We start from the raw sequence: 17,022 nt of genomic DNA, 5'->3' as shown, positions 1-17,022 counted from the left end.
CTTTGTGGAACAGGCATCTTGCCTGTTCTTGTGATTTACCGTTGGGTGCGGGTGAATTTTCGAGATGATTTGTTTTAGGCAATTATTGTTGGTAAAACCCCACCCTAAGAGACATTGCTAAATTGTGGAACCTTCGCCGACAACCATTCGGCGCGCAACTTGTCAATAGCTAATTCTTTGAATTTAGCTTCTACTTCAATCCAAGGAGCCTGATAATAGCAATTAGGCATTTCTGTAATTAAATCGCTGTGGCGCGGATCGGCAAAAAATTCTCTGCCATTTGATATGTGTACTAATTGCCATTCAGGAACAGACCAACTTGTGCGGGCTGCTGCGAGCATTTCGGCAACGTTGGGATCGTCGTAAGTTTCTAAATGTTCGTGAATGACGTGGTGGTGGGCGTCAAAAACCATTGGTACGCCGGTATCGAGACAAACTTCTAAAATTTCCGAGGAACTGTAAGCGTATTCGTCATTTTCAAAGGTTAAGCGCGATCGAATTGATTCGGGTAAATCGCGGATGACTGATTTGAGCTGCGAAGTGCGATCGCTCTTGCCGCCGTGAATGTTCATCAGTGCCAGGGGCGATCGGGGCTGTCCCAACATATCTAAAATTAAAGCATGAGTCGCGAGAATTTTAATGCTGTTTTCAACCACAGAAACCTTGTCGGAACTGAGGACGACAAATTGATCCGGGTGGAGTACCAAGCGGATGCCTAAAGAAAGAGCGCGATCGCCCGTCTTCCGCAATTCTTCAGTCATGGAGTGTAGCACTGCTTCCCCCAAATCTGTATCTGCAAAAGGGAACAGTGCAGAAGTCATGCGGTAGAGCTTAATCTGATTAACGGAACAGAAGTCGATCGCTTTGTCAAGCCGCTTTAAGTTGTCTGTATAAAGCTCGCGCAATACCGTTTCTTGTTCAGTTTCCGAAAGCTGTAAAAGTCGCTTCCGCGTGACTGTGCGAAAGCGAACTTCATTGGATGTTGTAATACAGACTAATCCCAATTCCGGCAATTTGTCTTTTTCCAATACTTGGTTAATATTGCTCATTTAAAATAACACCTAGCTCTATTTCGATCGCAAAATAGGTTTGTAATAAGGACTGAAGTCCTTAGTTATCAAGTTTTGAGAGACTTTACTCCCTCAAAACTCGATCTAACTATAATTTCTAGCTTAGACTCAGCGGCTGCGGGCGATCGCCTATCTTAAGTCAGAGATGTTGCTTAATAGTTGAGGATGCCATAGCACTCCTGGCATAAATTGTGAAATTTTTCTCTTCTCTTCTCAACATTCGCGTCAAGAGAGTCTTCGCGGTTCCTTCACAAAAAAACTCAGTTTCGTGTTTCCCGAAAGAATTGCTATATCTCCTGACTTTCCCCATTTCCCGTTTTCAATCAACTTCGCAAACGCCCTGACCTGAGAATGCTAATAATCAACCAAAAACCCAAAAAACTCGCCGCCCCAAACAAACCAGTGCTCAGAAAAGATAGCTGAGAAGTTTGTGCGTTAGAAGAAATAATTGCCGCCCCCACAATCAGCGAACCCACGACAATACTAAAAGAAAGTCGGTTCGCAGAATCCCCCAGAGTGCGGCGTAGCGGATCGAGTTCTTTTAGTGTCAAGTTCCACTTCAAAGTTTCCGAAGTAACTCGGTCTAAAAGCACTTCCACCTGTCGCGGAGATTGCAAAGATAAGCTTTTCAGATCCAGGGCAGTTCTCAGCAGAGCTTGGATCGGATCGTCTCCTAATAACTGACGCCGAAACATATCGGTCATCAGCGGTTTAACCTGCTCTACAATATTAAATCGGGGATTAAAAGAGCGCGCCAGTCCCTCCAAATTCGCTAGAGTTTTTGCATACAAACCGAGATTGCTGGGCAGCCGAATTTTATTTTTGCGGGTGATTTCCAGCACCTCATAAAAAATTTCCGACAAGTTCATTTGCGACAAGCTAACATTGTAATACTTGCGTAGCATTCGAGCCAAATCGTTCTCTAGATTAACTAAACTTGTCGGCTGAGCAAATTCGGCCATTTCCAAAGTTAATTGAGCGCAGCGCTGAGCGTCTAAATCGACAATTGCCAGCAACATTTCTGTCAAATTCTGCTGAGTGCGCGGGTCTAATCTGCCGACCATGCCGCAGTCTAGCAAAGCTATGCGGCCGTCTTTGAGATAAAATAAATTGCCGGGATGCGGGTCTGCGTGAAAGAATCCGTCGATATATAACTGCTGGAAGAAAACGCGGCAAAGTAGCGTTGTAATTTCTTCGCGTTCGGCATTTATATCTCCTTTGTGGCGAATTCCTTGCAAATCGCCTAACAAAATCGGGACTCCGTTCAGCCACTCCATGACTAAGAGTTTTTTTGTAGTTAACTCCCAGTTAATTTCTGGTAAGACCACTTGTGTGGGGTCAAACCATTTACTTTTAGATAAATTGCGGCGCAGTTCGTCTGTGTAGCTGGCTTCTTGAATGAAGTCTAGTTCTGCACGCAGGGCGATCGCAAATTCTTCTGCTAAGGCGACAATATCGTATTGTTGACCGAAGTCTGTGAGCATGACAAGTTCTGCCAAACCTCGCAGTACGGCGATGTCTTGTTCGATGACAATATCAATACCGGGGCGCTGAACTTTGAGGGCGACTTCGCGGCCGTCTTTTAAGGTAGCTTTGTGGGTTTGGGCGATCGAACCTGCTGCGATGGCTTCGGTGTTAAATTTGGCGAAGGTATTTTCGAGAGATTGTGTGAGTTCCTGGCGGACGATTGCTTCTACTTGCGACCACGGTACGGGCGGCACTTCCGCTTGTAGCGTGGAGAGAGTTTCGATGTAGCTGGCGGGTAAAAGGTCAGGACGGGTGCTCAGCAATTGACCCAATTTGACAAATACTGGGCCTAATTCGACGAGGATATTGCGGAGAACTGCTGGAGTTGGGAGACTGGGTGCGTCGGTTTTGCGGCCGGTTAGGAGGCTTTTCATGTAGTCCCAACCGTTGCGGAAGACGACCTCTAGAATTTCTCCTTTGCGAGAATTGTTTTGAACTAGGCTAAACAAGGGGCCTCCGGGTCGATCGGGTTTAAGGGCTATATAACTACTAGGATAGCGCTGTTGACCAAGCTGACCAGTGTCTTGGGGAATAACTTGGGGGTGGTGCGAATGGGGCGCGATTCCCTACGGGATAGCTTCGCACGCGCGTATTTTGGGTAGCAGAATTGCTGTTGAGAATTTCCTCGTCTCGGAAACATTTTCAGACCGTTTTGTTACTTATAGTATTCATTAATTGACTTATAATCTGTAGACTTATTGTCTATAAAAGTTTATTTATAGTCTGTAGATTTATTGTCTACATTTTTTGATAATTGTACCTTGAAGCAAAAAAGTGAAATAGATATCAAAAAGCGTTTTGGAAAAGCCATAAGGCGGCGTCGGCGAGAACTCGATCTATCACAAGAACACCTAGCCGAAATTTCAGGACTTCATCGTACTTACATTTCGAGCATAGAAAGAGGTCAGCGCAATCCATCTTTGGAAAATATTGACAATCTAACAAAAGCCCTGGATATATCTATTTCTGAGCTCTTTGCTAACTATGGTATAGAGGTAGAAGAGTGACAGCTAAAAAAAATGCTAAAGCTAAAAATACTCGGTTGAGCTATAAACTTGGTCTGCCAGCAGCAATAGCGAGAAAAGTTGAAAAGACAGGTCAAACCAGAGGTGCAGAGAAAGATACTGTTTATCAAAACCGCGTCCTCCGATCTAGTACAGTCCTAATACCGCTGAGTTCGTGGAAAGTTGGGGTTGTCCCACCACCCGAAGGATTTGAAAATGGTTACATAGTTCTTGCCCATCCAGAGGAATACTTTTCGGACACTCCTCCAACCTCTAAATTAGATTTACCAAAAGACTTACAGCTAGGAAAAGATTTATTAGTATTTTATGAAACTAGACCTCAATGGATGCGCTACCCTCCAAGTCAGTATGGTTGGCATCCCGCCCATTCTCGAATTCCACCACTAGGAGGTCAATACCTTGCCCGCGTACCAGATACTACCCGTCCTGGAGACTCTCTTGAAAGGCATGGGTACATAGATAGCAAAACTGGCGGTCAAGGGGCAGGAATTAGGATTTATGAGTATGCTTCAAAAACAGAAATAGAAGCTACTAGATATCAGTTATCTTTCCTTGTGTGGCAAACCGAGGGAATTATTGATATGGCGCGAGAAGAAGGGACACTGAATCCTGAAGAATGCAAGGCAATAATCGAAGCTAAATGTCAGGACATGGGACTGAGCGATCTTACGCTACTTCAGCAAAACAGGATAATAGATAGCCAACAGCGTACCGTTTGCCCTCTTTGCTTGAAGCCTATCCTAGCTCAAGAGCTGGCGTCCCGCGTGGAACAAGCTGAAGGTCGAAATGTACCTGATTTGACAGTTACCACAGCAAATTTATTTCATGTTAAGGAACTCAAAGCCGGAGTATATAATCACTGTCGTTACAATTTGGGATGGGGACATCATCACTGTAATGCAGCAGCTAGAGACTGGGGAGTTAAACGCACATTAAAATGGATGGAAGAAGTCCTCACAAATAACGGAAAAATAATTAATTATTTTTCCGAAGACACATTATTTAATAAGTTTTGAAACAAAAATTCCTTTTTCCAGTCAAATTCTGATGTTTTAGACTTTGGTAATGGCTGTGATATATCAGAACACCGTAAAGTTATTTTGTGACACAGACTTTCTTCAATCTCAATCAGCATAGCTTTACGACCTAACATTTGGGCTGCTTGTCCAACAACACCTGAACCTGCAAAGCAATCCAGCACCATATCACCCGAATAAGAACTGGCTTCAATAATATGAGTAATCATATCTAATGGCTTTTCTGCTGGGTGTTTACCCCGGTAAGGTCTAACTGTTGGGAAATCCCAAATATCGGTGTATGGTATATCGGCAGTTACAGAAAAAGGTCTGATTATTTCTTGATAATCAGGTAATTCTGGGACTTGGGGGCTAAATTTAGACAACACCGATTTCAGTTTTTGATATTGTTCGGGACTGGGGATGTTTCTGCCGGTCTCCCAATTCGATACTGCACCACCGTGATTGACACTCCCATACTCACCAATAGCTTCTGTTAGCTGAATAGTTGAGATCCCTGCAGCTTCGCGGGTTTTTCTGAGCAAGCTACCAAAAGCTGATTGTTTGTTGTTTTCCGCTGAGGCTGATTCAGCAAAAATAATCCGTTCCGAATGAAGATACCAACTCCTTAAACTTTCTTTTTTTGCCTTTTGCTTCCATCCATCATAGCCTGGTTCATTGGGTTTTGTCCAAGTAATTGAAGCTAGGACATTAAATCTTTCACCTAACATTACCTCAATTTTGGCTGCCATTTTATTAGAGGCAAAACAGTAGAGAGAGCCATTGGGAGCTAATACCCGCTGCCATTGCTCGGCTATAGTGTCTAACCAGTGAAGGTACTCTGGATCATTTTTAAATCTTTTGTCGCCCGTAATGTTATCTTTTTTAGTAGAATGATAGGGGGGGTCTGTCAGAATTAGATTGACACAATTATTAGGCAGTGACTTTAATACATCTAAGCAGTCACCTTGGTAGAGAGTGACCGCAGGGGATTGAAAGTAGGTGTTCATTGGCTTATTTTCTCTATAGCGCTCTGTACTCAACCGCTCGATTCCATAATTTAAGTTATTATATATGGGAAACCGAACCTCAGTCTAGTCTGTAAGACAATTAAATGATGGGTTTTACGCTCGCCCGGTTCAACATCTTTAACAGCTTCGGGAAAAATAGCCTGTTTTATAATTTTTTGTAATTCGCTTTTTCCGGGATTTATTGTAATTCCAAAGGGCGATTGATAATCGCCCTATTTCTATCACAATAAATCTTTCAATTTATCATCTTCTCCCAACACCTTAATTACCTGTTTAATCTCCTGCGTCCTGTCCTTTTTTACAATCAAAGTTACATTGCCATCTCTGACAACTACCACATCTTCTAAACCAATGGTGACAATCACCTCATTCTCATCGGCTGCATAAAAAATGCCACCTTTCGTATCAATTCCGACGTGTTTGGCTAACTCCAAATTCGGCTTATCTCCTTGCAGCAAACGACCGATCGCATTCCAATCTCCCAAATCGTCCCAGCTAAAGCCTACGGGCAGAACACAGGCCTTTTGCGTCTTCTCCATCAGCGCGTAATCGATGCTAATTTTGGGTAATTCTGAGTAAGCCTGGGCGCCTTTTGCTTCCAAAGCTGCCATCATTTCCGGTACATGATTTCGCAATTCTGTCAAGACTGTTCCGACTCGAAATACAAAAATTCCGCCGTTCCAACTAAACTTGCCGCTGGCTACAAATTCTTCCGCAGTTGTGCGATCGGGCTTTTCCGTAAACCTCGCCACTCGATAGGCCGGAAAACCCCCAAAACTGCCGATTTCCTCGCCTTGTTCGATGTAGCCGTAACCGGTAGAAGCATAACTCGGCTTGACTCCCAAAGTGGCGATCGCATCCTGATTTTTCGCCAACTCCGCCGCCGCCTCCAAAGTCTTGATAAACTCCTGTGGTTCCCCAATCCAGTGATCCGCCGGGAAAAAACCAACAACCGCATCCTCACCGTAACGCTTCGCAGTTTCTATAGCAGTCCAGGCCACCGCCGGCGCAGTATCCCGGCCCTCCGGTTCCGCCAGTAAATTCTCCGGCGGTAACAGCGGCAACTGTTCCCGAACCCCCTCCGCCAACATTTCCGACGTTACCACCCACAAATCGTCCCAACCGTTACCTAATTCCAAAAGTCTTTCCGCAGTAGCCTGCAGCAAACTCTTGCCGCTACCGTCGAGACTCAAAAACTGCTTGGGCCGCTGTTTGCGACTTAGTGGCCAGAAACGTTCGCCTTTACCGCCGGCCAGAATCACAGGAATTAAGGTTCTACTCATTGTTTAAAGTTTAAACTGTTCACATCTATTTTGCCTTGATACTGGTAGGGACACGGCAATGCCGTGTCTTTACCCGTAGCTTAATTTTTAATTCTACCTTCTATCTTCTGCCTGTCACTTTTTCAATCCAATTAGTATCACGATCAATGTAAGGTGCGCCCCAGCATACCTTATTCAATATAAGACCGAAAAACTCTGGTTGAGGAATCATTGAAGATTGCTATAGCCACTAGGAATTAGCCATTACCTATTACTTCGACAATTCGATATTGAGTTCGTTCACAACACGGCGTTTGAGCGGAATTGATTTTTCTCTAGGCAGCAAGTCAAATACTTTCCGAAAAGCGTCATCTACCTGTTCAAATGGTATTTGTCCTTTTTCATTGAAAACTACTTTTCCCGATTGGTCTAGGATGACAGTTTGAGGTACGAAACCTTCGTAATAATGGCTTGGTTCGGTGATTTCGGGTGACGGTTGCGGAGGCAAAGAGTCAATTGTTATGGGCATAAAATCGGCTTCGCGCCCGTAAAATTCCTGGAGTTGAGAGACGACGATCGCGTATTGCTTGGAGTCGCTGCTGTCGTCAGTGTAAAAAACCAACAGTACGGGTTTATGGCGTTTGAAAGAATCTGTAATCTTGACTTTAGGAGGAACTAGGGAACCGTTGCCGGCGTAGAGGGCAAATATTGTACCGTCAAAGCGATCGTCCGTAAGAGTTGCCAAGGCTGGGGCCGTGCCGCTTAGCAGTATGAAGCTAAGTGCGATCGCCACTGTTACAAGACTGGCTGACAAGATTCGCCTCAGCCAGCGGATGCCAGAAGCAGCAGTAACAAGTGATTTTTTTTTCTCAGTAAATATCATAGGTTGTGGGCAGTTGCTGTAAGGAAACCGAAATCAGATGCAAAAACTTTCCTAAGTTTATCAGCAAAATGTAGGCAAATGTTGTTGAGTAGGTTAAAGTAGTTTCGGCTCGACGATCGTAAATTGCTGATAGTGGCGATCGACAAGGCGATTCTACAGGCCCAAGATCACTATTTGCGATCGGCTTTTTAGGGGCGGGCTGGAAGTGTCCGCGCCACAATAAAATTTATTTGTGGTGGCATGGGCTTGTAGCTTCTGAAAATAATGCAAGATGTTAAATCCAAGTGATAACTAGAAACTGAAAACTGGGAATTTACAACTAATGATAGCTTTGCTTGACGCACTCCTCGCCCAAACGCCGGCTGCTGATGTTTCCGGGCCGGCTCAAATCAATCTGGCGCAGGCCCTTGTTTTAGGAATTGTACAAGGATTAACAGAGTTTTTGCCTATCAGCAGCAGCGCTCATTTGAAGGTAGTGCCGATCGCCCTGGGATGGGGCGATCCCGGAGTTGCTTATACTGCTGTTATTCAGTTGGGCAGCATTGTCGCAGTGCTTTGGTATTTCTGGAAAGACTTGACAAATATAGCTGTTGGTGCAGTCGAAGCCCTGGTGCAGCGCAACTACAAATCCCATGAGTTTCAAATGGCGGTAGCACTGGTTTTGGGAACAATACCTATAGTCTTTTTTGGGCTGCTAATCAAGGCATTGGTTCCAGATTTTGACAACTCGCCACTTAGAAGTTTGGCCAGTATCGCCATTGCTTCGATCGTCATGTCGCTACTGTTAGCAATAGCAGAAAAAATTGGCAAGCGCAATCGCACTTATGAAAAGTTAACTGTCTTAGACGGTATTTTGATGGGATCAGCTCAAGCAATCGCCTTGATTCCGGGGTGTTCGCGATCGGGTTCCACTCTAACAGCAGGATTGTTCATGGGATTGGAAAGACCCGCCGCCGCGCGGTTTTCTTTTTTATTGGGAATTCCGGCAATTACTCTGGCTGGATTAGTGGAATTAAGGGGTGATTTGGGACAAGGAATCAGCGATGCGGGAGTTGCAGCTTTGATAGTGGGAACGATTTCATCATTTGTGTTTTCTTATTTGTCGATCGCGTGGCTAATGAAGTTCCTGCAAACTCAAAAGACGTGGATATTTGTGTTGTATCGGCTAGCTTTTGGCGTGGCCATTTTAACGGCGATCGCAGGTGGGGCAGTGAAAAATGCGTAGGTTGTTATAATTACAAGGACAGGCAAGATGCCTGTTCCACAAAACAAGAACAGGCAAGATGCCTGTTCCACAAAGAGTAAATTTTCTTGTGGGACGGGCATCTTGCCCGTTCATAAAAAGCTTATTAATAGCTGACAAGCTGTTAGCTTTTAACTCAAAGTGAGCGTCGCCGTGAAGGATATAGAATGCCTGAAGATAGCGAGCGCCAAAATGAAAAATTAACGCTAATTATGCTGGTTCATGGTGCTAGCATTGGTGTAGCGATGTCCTTCTTTATCTCTCCCGGAATTGTGGGAACAATAGTATCAGATTTAAAACAGGTTCTCCGTTCAGAATCCCAGTGCTAATATATGGAATAGTCTCGCAAAAAAAGGGATTATTTGCCGCAAGGCTGGGTTGACAAAAGAGCGCTGTTGTGCTGGCAGAAACAACTAAGCCTGTCAGGAACCCCGTCAAAATTTTGAGTTTCATAAATACATATTTTTGATACATCCTCTCACAGCCAAGCTAAATTCACAACCCAGAAGTTATTCTGATTCTAAAGGCGATCGAGCCTAGGAGACTGCTATGCTGAAAAGAGAAAACTAATACTGCCATCAATCTTAAAATGCTATTTGTTCCTACGGCTGAACCAATTCCGCTTGTGGCTGATGCAAACGGTGTTATCCGGGTTAGCCAAACCCGAATTACCCTAGATACAGTCATTACAGCTTTTCTTGAAGGAGGCACAGCAGAAGAAATCCGGGAACAGTACCCGTCTCTTCAACTTTCCGATATTTATTTTGCGATCGGCTACTACTTGCGACACCAATCCGAAGTTGACGCTTATCTGATGGAACGTCAACGTCTTGCCACAGAAGTTCAGCAGGAAGCAGAAAGGCGTTTTAACCCAGTTGGAATACGCGATCGCTTATTAGCCAGACGCAACCAAAAAGGGTAGTGTTATATGCTGCGATTATTGGCAGACGAGAACTTTAACAATCAGATTGTTCGAGGTATTCTGCGGCGAAATCCCGACGTTGATATTGTCCGCGTTCAAGATATGGGCTTGATCGAAGCAGACGACCCAACTGTTTTAGAATGGGCCGCGCAGCAAGGGCGCGTGGTACTAACTCACGATGTAGCAACTATGACAAACTTTGCCTACGAACGAATGCAAGCAGGTCTTGCGATGCCAGGGTTATTTGAAGTCAGCCGCCGTGTTTCTGTAGGTTTGGCGATCGAGGAAATTTTGCTAATAGCTGAGTGCAGTCTGGAAGGAGAATGGGAAGGACAAGTGCGATTTTTACCTTTACGCTAACGAGTTTAAGCAAACTATGTCAATACCGAAAAAAGGAGCCAGAAAAATAATTGTTGATGGGGAGCCTTTTATCTGGCTAATCCGAAGACAAGCTACTTATACGCAAGAATACTCCGGAAATCTTCATGTTGCGATCGAACACGCCCAAAAACGGGGTTCGGTGTTAGTTATCATCACCGATCGACCTCATCCTCAATGTTGGGGTACTAACGAAGTGAAACCAGTAACACCCTGTGATGCAACACAATGGATACGGCAAGCGGTGCGACTCGGATGGCAGCCTCAGCTACCCGGAATAACTTTTGAGGTGCGGATTGCAGAACTGTTTATGGAAAAAATATAATAATGCTGTATATTTAGCAACCCGACAAGTCAATTCTGTTAAAGACGTTAAAGACAATTCACTCGCCTAGACTGGCAGAAGCGATCGCCCGATCGCTTCTGTCAGCCTAGACAAGTTAAACTGTAAACATTCTCCGCTAACAAATAACAAATAACTAATAACTAATAACCATGAGCGACATATCAATCCGGCCCGCCCTAATCACCAAAGTTATCCCCGACAGCATCTGCGCCGAAATGGGATTTGAACCCGGAGACTCAATCGTCGCCGTCAACGGTCAAAAACCCCGCGACTTGATTGACTATCAATTCCTGTGCGCCGATGAATTTCTAGAATTAGAAGTATTAGACACTAAAGGCAAAACTCACAAATTAGAAATAGAAAAAGAGTATGACGAAGACTTGGGAGTGGAATTTGAAACTGCTCTTTTTGACGGACTAATTCAGTGCAACAATCGCTGTCCTTTTTGCTTTATTGACCAGCAGCCTCCGGGAAAGCGCGAAACTTTGTATCTCAAAGATGATGACTACCGACTTAGTTTTCTTTACGGTAGCTATCTCACTCTCACAAATCTGACCGAAAAAGAGTGGGACAGAATCGAACAAATGCGGCTTTCTCCTCTCTATGTTTCGGTACACGCTACGGAACCGGAAGTGCGAATTCGGTTGCTAAAAAATCTCCGCGCGGGGAAGATTTTAGAACAAATCAAATGGTTTCAAGAACGCCGCTTGCAAATTCACGCTCAAGTAGTTGTTTGTCCCGGTATTAATGATGGCGAACATTTAGAACGCACTTTGTTAGATTTGGCAAAGTTTCATACTGGAAGTATTCCGGCTGTAGCATCGGTGGCTGTAGTGCCGGTGGGTTTAACTCGCTTTCGCCCGGCCGAAGATGAACTAATCGCAGTAACTGCCCAAAAAGCGCGAGAAGTAATCGAGCAAGTGCAGAAAATTCAAGGGCTTTTGAGTACAGGAAAAGGCGGCGGAAAAGCGAAAAAGCAGAATGCAAAATATACCCCCCCCAACCCCCCCTTAGCAAGGGGGGGAGAAGATTTAAATGGCTTGTTAGGAAAGTCAAAATCTCGCTGTATTTGGCTGGCTGACGAGTGGTTTTTAATCGCTGGTTTAGATTTGCCGTCGGCTGCTGATTACGAAGATTATCCGCAAATTGGTAATGGTGTGGGTTCTATCCGCCAGTTTATCCAGCAGTTTGAAACGGCTTTTGAGAAGCTGCAACCGATGCCAGTCGAGCCTGCGCGCAAGTTAGTTTGGGTGGTGGGGAATGCTGTCGAAAAAGCTTTTGAGCCGATCGTACAACAACTAAACCAAATTCCCGGCTTGTCCGTCAACATGGCCGCACTGTGCAGCAACTACTGGGGACAAACTATCACTGTCACGGGTTTGCTCACCGGGCAAGATTTGCTGGAAGCTTTGCAGGGGCGAGACTTGGGAGATGGCATTCTGCTGCCGTCGGTGATGCTAAAACAGGGGGAACCGCGTTTTCTCGACGACATGACCCTCGAACAGCTCGCCAGCTCGCTAAAAACCCGGATTTTGCCGGTGAGCGGAGTAGAGGAACTAATCTCGACGGCGATCGGTCTGGCAAATGCTGAAGTTAAATTCTAAATTTTGAATCGAACATTCAAAAGTTAAGATGAGTAGGGTAATTGTGACTTGCAACCGTCGAGTTCAGGCTACAGACTAGAAATTTGAGACCTCAATCTTGCTCTAAAATTGTCTCTAGGATTGCAGAGTAATTAAAAAATTATGCGTGTTTTTCGTCAAATCATCGTAGTCGGAGTGGGCGCTGCAATTACTTTGGGCAACGCCCCACAGAGTGCTTCAGCACAGTCTCCGACTCAATCTCAGGACAGTTTGGCCCGCTTCAATCAGCTCGAATTAGGGCAGAAGGTTCGATCGACCTCGAACACAGCTGCAGAATCAGCGTCACAGGCCGAACAGTCGATCGCCCTTAATCCCCCAACTGGAAGCGAGCAAGCATCAAAGCCTCAACAGGCTGCTCCGGCTTCCCCATCAACTCTGTCTCAGGCCGGTGCAACGCCTCTAAGAGGGTTGGAACCGACACAGACTCAGCAGCCTTCCCCGAACCCTCCCAACAATGTTCCTGTGCCGAGTTCCCCGGTACCCATCCTCCGGGGCACTCCGAACGAAAGTTTCCCCCCTGTCCCTCCGAGGGGTATTTTAGACACCAAGCCTCCGGCTTCCCTGGAACCCAACCCGAATCCCCTGCAGTTTCCGACAAACCCGGAGGATGTCAGGATCGAGCAAACTGAGTCAATTACCTTGCAGCAGGCGATCGACCTCGCCCGCCGCAACAGCCAAGTTTTGCAAATCGCCGGACAGCAAGTGGAACAAAGCAGAGCCGCTTTGCGCGAACAGCAAGCTGCTCTTTATCCAGACCTGAATTTTCAAATGGACGCCAGCCGCTCTGTGACTGCAGGCGGAGAACTCGGAGTCCGGGCTCAGCAGCGCTTCAACAACTCTCGGGCTAACGGAACCGGGCAGCCCGCCGAGCAAGCCCGGCAAAATTTAGGCAGCAACAGTCTCAACAACACTTTGCAGTTGAGCTATGACATCGATTTGTTCGGAAGACGGCGGGCTAACATCCGCGCGGCCGAGGAACAGTTGCGCCTTCGGGAATTGGATGTGGAACGCCAAGCCGAGGAACTCCGCTTCGACACTGCTGAGGCTTACTACACCTTGCAAAACGCGGACGGACAAGTTGCCATCCGCCAAGCTTCAGTCAGAAATGCTCAGCAAAGTTTGCGGGATGCCGAAGCCCTGGAACGGGCAGGGGTGGGAACCCGGTTTGCTGTATTGCAGGCTCAGGCAAATTTGGCTAACGAAGTGCAACAACTGTCAGTTGCTCGTCGCGATCAGCGAGTTGCCCAGCGGCGTCTGGCTGAGATTTTGAATGTCAGCCAGTCGGCGAACTTGACGGCGGCCGATCCGGTAGAGCAAGCGGGCTCTTGGAGGCTGTCTTTGGAAGAGAGTATCGTGCAGGCTTTTAGGAATCGCCCCGAGTTGGAACAGCAGTTGGTGCAGAGGGATATCAGCAAGCAGCAGAGGCGATCGATTCAGGCGGGGCGTTTGCCTCAACTGAGTGTTGGGGGTAGTTACAACGTGCTGGGACAAGACCCTGACGACCCCAACCCGTTTGCTACTCGCGGGTGGGCGGATGGTTATTCGATCCGGGCGAGTCTGACTTGGAGTATCTTCGACGGGGGCGCGGCGAACGCGAGGGTGAGACAGCGGGATGCTGATATTGCGATCGCCGAAAGTCGATTTGACCAACTCCGCAACCAGGTGCGCCGGGAAGTGGAACAAGCTTATTTTGGCTTAGAGTCGAGTTTTGAGAATATCGAAACTTCTGAGGCGGGGGTTTTGCAGTCGAGGGAAGCTTTGCGTCTGGCGAGACTGCGGTTTCAAGCTGGTGTGGGTACTCAGACGGATGTGATTCAGGCGGAAACTGATTTGACTAGGGCTGAGAGAAACCGATTGTCGGCAATTGTCACCTACAACCTGGGACTTTCGTCTCTCCAGCGGGCTGTGAGCAATCTTCCGACTAATAACCTCTCGGATGCTCCTTGAGATTGGGTTGGGGCGAGCTTTAATTACCAGATCAATTGGACATCCTGTATTAAACGTCCGACACATTAGTTAATATTTTGTAATAGAGTTCCATGTCAACTGCGTTAAGGAATCGGCAATGGCCAATATCAAGTTTGTGAAGGAAAATCAGGAAGTCATCGCAGCAGACGGAGCCAATTTGAGACTCAAAGCTCTAGAAAACCGCATCGATTTGTACACATTTTCGGGAAAGATGATGAATTGCGGGGGCTACGGTCAATGCGGCACCTGCATTGTGGAAATTGTCGAGGGCAGTGAAAATCTGTCGCCCCGCACTGACTTTGAGAACCGCAAGCTCAAGAAAAAGCCCGAAAACTATCGGTTGGCTTGTCAAGCTATGGTCAATGGCCCGGTGAGCGTCAAGACTAAACCGTGACTCTCAGAAGGCAGAAGGTTGATTAACAGAAAGAAAAATGCAGAATGCAAAAATTGTGTTTTTTTTCCTATTTCACTGTATAATCACGCCTTTTGCTCGCCTAGGAAAAGAAACTTGGTTTCTAGGACAAATAAGAGATTGGGTAGGGAGGCATCCAGGCAGAAAGCGGGTTTCGACGCTTGTCCGTCAGCTCTTCTTCTGTCTTCGAGTTTGCCTTTTGCCTTTGAGTGATATCCTAGTTGTGTGTGTTTTTCTATTTTCCGATAGAGGCGAGCGTCTTCATGGAAGTTAACGATTTAGGGTTTGTGGCAACCATTCTGTTTGTATTGGTTCCCAGTGTTTTTCTAATCATTCTGTACATTCAAACAGCTAGCCGTCAAGGTAGAAAAGATTAGCAACTGCTGTTATTTCTGTCAGGCGCAAGCTGCTTGCAAAAAAAAAGCGCCAACAGCTTTTTGCTGAGGCGCTTTTTTTATTAACTGTTGAGTGTTAGCTGCTAAGGAATGAGAATTAAATAACTTACAATGCGTGATGGTTTTTGTGAGATGGGCGTCCCGCCCGTCCAGAAAGGGCGGGCTATAAGCCCAACCCCTACTCCGCACTTTCAAGAGTGTAAATTATTTAATTCGCGATCCTAAGTGTTAACGATGAGATTCTAGCCGACTGTGCGGGCTAGCAAGACGGGACAGTTGGCATAAACTCGCACGTAGTCTGATAGCGAATTTCCTAGGAGTCGATCGATATCCACAAAGTTTTTGGCAACGCTGGGTCGCCGATCCGGGGAACCGATTACTAACAAGTCGGCATTCAACTCGTCTGCAATCCGACAAATTTCTTCCCCTGGCTTGCCTGTAGCACTCACGCAGCGGTAGCTAACTCCCATTTGTTTGGTTAGTGCTACTGCTGGGGCCAATACAGCGTCTTTTTCAGCACTTGTTGTTAAATCTGTGCTGGATTTTCCCGTCAAATCTTTGGTGACGTGTACTAAAATTATCTCTGGGCCACTGACTTCTTTGACCAAAGATAGCGCCAGCTCTAATGACTGTTTGGCAGCTTCTGATTTGTCTACCGCCACCATGACGCGCTTGATTTTTTTGACATAGATGTCGTCTTTTACTAACAACATCGGTCGGGATGTTAGCTGGAAAACGTACTGGCTGACTGAGTTTTCCAAAATCGATTGCAGCCGTCCGAGTCCGCGGGAACCCATAATTACTAAGTCGGATTGTTCTTCTTCTGCGACTTGGCAAACTGTGGTTTTCGGGTCTCCCTGTTTGAGCCTGGGGTTGACTTTGCTGGGATCTATTTTCAAAGACTGGACTGCTTGTGCTAAAATCTTGCCTCCTTCTTCCAGTTTCTCGGCCATGCCATCGGAGGTTACTTGGGGCGGCACGACGTGCAAGACGGTGACAGAGGTTTGTTGCAAGGAAGGGATGTCCATCAACATATTAAACATCTCTTCGCACAAGCCGCGACCGGCGACGGCTACTAAAATTTTTTCTATCATGGTTTTTTTGGCGGTAAAAACAGTTGAGTTTTCTTGTGCGACGTTAAACTAGGGCGTTGGTACTCTAGTTGCTTACAGTCAAGCATAAGCCTGAAGTTTGTCTTATGATTTGTAGAAATGTAGCGTTTTGGAACGATTTGTAAAGTGTTAGAGAACGATCGAACTCAACCTGAACTCGCACCGGCTGGTGCTATTCAAAATCGCCGCGGGATCGACTCTGAGGGCTGGTTTGAATATTTGGTGCGAGTTTACCCTCACCATACTGACTACAGCGGTGTGGTTTGGCACGGGACTTATATTGCTTGGATGGAGGAAGCTAGGGTGGAAAGTTTGCGATCTCTTGGCATCGAGTATGCAGACTGGGTGGCGCAGGGTTTGGAATTGCCTGTGGTGGAACTTTCGCTGCGCTACCACCGGGCTGTACAAATGGGTCAATCTGTGGCAGTCAGAACGCGGATGGCTGCTAGCGAGGGTGTGCGGCTGCTTTGGGATTACGAAATTCGATCGGCTGAGACTCAGGAGTTATATGTGACAGCACAGGTAACTTTGGTGGGTGTCGATCGCGACAAGAACAAGATTATCCGGCAATTGCCGCCGGCGCTAAAGGAGGCTTTGACAAGGCTTTCTGTTAAACCTTCAACCTAAGCTGCTGTTAATACCAATTCTCGCCTCCAGAAAGCAAGAATGATGAGTGTGGGTTTGTTTACTGAAAGACTGTATGCACCGGTGCGTCGCTCAAAGATTGTGGATATTATTTAATATTTAAGGGTGGCGACGCACCCGGAGCGATACTGTTGCATGAGTTTT

18 protein-coding genes are annotated in these 17,022 nt (G+C 46.3%); 12 read left to right on the top strand and 6 right to left on the bottom strand.

Annotation, left to right across the window (positions count from 1 at the left end):
- Positions 1-104: 104 nt before the first annotated feature.
- The gene (gene uvsE / locus QT984_RS01295; protein WP_333339575.1) at positions 105-1,049 is read right to left on the bottom strand and encodes a UV DNA damage repair endonuclease UvsE; all 945 of its coding nucleotides are present in this window, start codon (positions 1,047-1,049) and stop codon (positions 105-107) included.
- A gap of 344 nt (positions 1,050-1,393) precedes the next feature.
- Positions 1,394-3,046, bottom strand: a complete 1,653-nt coding sequence (locus QT984_RS01290; RefSeq protein WP_333055826.1) for an AarF/ABC1/UbiB kinase family protein — start codon at positions 3,044-3,046, stop codon at positions 1,394-1,396.
- Positions 3,047-3,331: 285 nt separating this feature from the next.
- Here QT984_RS01290 and QT984_RS01285 point away from each other — a divergent pair, with 285 nt between their 5' ends.
- Together QT984_RS01285 and QT984_RS01280 are read left to right on the top strand one after the other, a co-directional pair.
- A complete protein-coding gene (locus QT984_RS01285) occupies positions 3,332-3,604 on the top strand; it encodes a helix-turn-helix transcriptional regulator (RefSeq protein ID WP_333055825.1) in 273 nt (90 codons plus the stop codon).
- Entirely contained in the window at positions 3,601-4,638 is a 1,038-nt protein-coding gene (locus QT984_RS01280; RefSeq protein WP_333055824.1) for a BstXI family restriction endonuclease, read from the top strand. Before QT984_RS01285 ends, QT984_RS01280 begins: the two co-directional genes overlap by 4 nt.
- Here QT984_RS01280 and QT984_RS01275 read toward each other — a convergent pair.
- The 3 genes from QT984_RS01275 to QT984_RS01265 form a co-directional block, all read right to left on the bottom strand.
- A complete protein-coding gene (locus tag QT984_RS01275) occupies positions 4,602-5,648 on the bottom strand; it encodes a site-specific DNA-methyltransferase (protein WP_333055823.1) in 1,047 nt (348 codons plus the stop codon). The genes QT984_RS01280 and QT984_RS01275 overlap by 37 nt on opposite strands.
- A gap of 242 nt (positions 5,649-5,890) precedes the next feature.
- Positions 5,891-6,952 carry a mannose-1-phosphate guanylyltransferase gene (locus QT984_RS01270; protein ID WP_333055822.1) on the bottom strand — a complete coding sequence of 354 codons (1,062 nt, stop codon included), beginning with the start codon at positions 6,950-6,952 and terminating at the stop codon, positions 5,891-5,893.
- A 250-nt stretch (positions 6,953-7,202) separates the two neighbouring features.
- Positions 7,203-7,814: a thylakoid membrane photosystem I accumulation factor gene (locus QT984_RS01265; RefSeq protein WP_333055821.1), complete on the bottom strand. Its 612-nt coding sequence runs from the start codon at positions 7,812-7,814 to the stop codon at positions 7,203-7,205.
- Between the two features lie 322 nt (positions 7,815-8,136).
- On the opposite strand from QT984_RS01265, the gene QT984_RS01260 reads away from it, so the two are divergent.
- The 9 genes from QT984_RS01260 (at position 8,137) to psbM (ending at position 15,103) form a co-directional block, all read left to right on the top strand.
- Positions 8,137-9,039, top strand: a complete 903-nt coding sequence (locus tag QT984_RS01260) for an undecaprenyl-diphosphate phosphatase (protein ID WP_333055820.1) — start codon at positions 8,137-8,139, stop codon at positions 9,037-9,039.
- A gap of 185 nt (positions 9,040-9,224) precedes the next feature.
- A complete protein-coding gene (locus QT984_RS01255) occupies positions 9,225-9,386 on the top strand; it encodes a hypothetical protein (protein ID WP_333055819.1) in 162 nt (53 codons plus the stop codon).
- Between the two features lie 260 nt (positions 9,387-9,646).
- Entirely contained in the window at positions 9,647-9,979 is a 333-nt protein-coding gene (locus QT984_RS01250) for a DUF433 domain-containing protein (RefSeq protein WP_333055818.1), read from the top strand.
- Positions 9,980-9,985: 6 nt separating this feature from the next.
- The gene (locus QT984_RS01245) at positions 9,986-10,339 is read left to right on the top strand and encodes a DUF5615 family PIN-like protein (RefSeq protein ID WP_333055817.1); all 354 of its coding nucleotides are present in this window, start codon (positions 9,986-9,988) and stop codon (positions 10,337-10,339) included.
- 16 nt (positions 10,340-10,355) lie between these two features.
- The gene (locus QT984_RS01240; RefSeq protein WP_333055816.1) at positions 10,356-10,682 is read left to right on the top strand and encodes a hypothetical protein; all 327 of its coding nucleotides are present in this window, start codon (positions 10,356-10,358) and stop codon (positions 10,680-10,682) included.
- Positions 10,683-10,852: 170 nt separating this feature from the next.
- The gene (locus tag QT984_RS01235) at positions 10,853-12,307 is read left to right on the top strand and encodes a DUF512 domain-containing protein (RefSeq protein WP_333055815.1); all 1,455 of its coding nucleotides are present in this window, start codon (positions 10,853-10,855) and stop codon (positions 12,305-12,307) included.
- 141 nt (positions 12,308-12,448) lie between these two features.
- A complete protein-coding gene (locus tag QT984_RS01230) occupies positions 12,449-14,293 on the top strand; it encodes a TolC family protein (protein WP_333055814.1) in 1,845 nt (614 codons plus the stop codon).
- A 118-nt stretch (positions 14,294-14,411) separates the two neighbouring features.
- Entirely contained in the window at positions 14,412-14,708 is a 297-nt protein-coding gene (locus QT984_RS01225; RefSeq protein ID WP_333055813.1) for a 2Fe-2S iron-sulfur cluster-binding protein, read from the top strand.
- A gap of 281 nt (positions 14,709-14,989) precedes the next feature.
- Positions 14,990-15,103 carry a photosystem II reaction center protein PsbM gene (gene psbM, locus QT984_RS01220; RefSeq protein WP_015177760.1) on the top strand — a complete coding sequence of 38 codons (114 nt, stop codon included), beginning with the start codon at positions 14,990-14,992 and terminating at the stop codon, positions 15,101-15,103.
- A gap of 260 nt (positions 15,104-15,363) precedes the next feature.
- Here the strand turns inward: psbM and QT984_RS01215 are convergent, their stop codons facing one another.
- Positions 15,364-16,215: a universal stress protein gene (locus tag QT984_RS01215; protein WP_333055811.1), complete on the bottom strand. Its 852-nt coding sequence runs from the start codon at positions 16,213-16,215 to the stop codon at positions 15,364-15,366.
- Positions 16,216-16,359: 144 nt separating this feature from the next.
- Between QT984_RS01215 and QT984_RS01210 the strand changes: the two genes are divergently transcribed.
- Positions 16,360-16,860, top strand: a complete 501-nt coding sequence (locus QT984_RS01210; RefSeq protein ID WP_333055810.1) for a thioesterase family protein — start codon at positions 16,360-16,362, stop codon at positions 16,858-16,860.
- Positions 16,861-17,022 lie beyond the last annotated feature (162 nt).

This window comes from Microcoleus sp. Z1_B2 (assembly GCF_036700325.1).
Classification (GTDB): Bacteria; Cyanobacteriota; Cyanobacteriia; order Cyanobacteriales; family Microcoleaceae; genus Microcoleus.
Note: the sequence above shows the minus strand (reverse complement) of the source record. Positions and strands in the feature narration are given on the sequence as shown.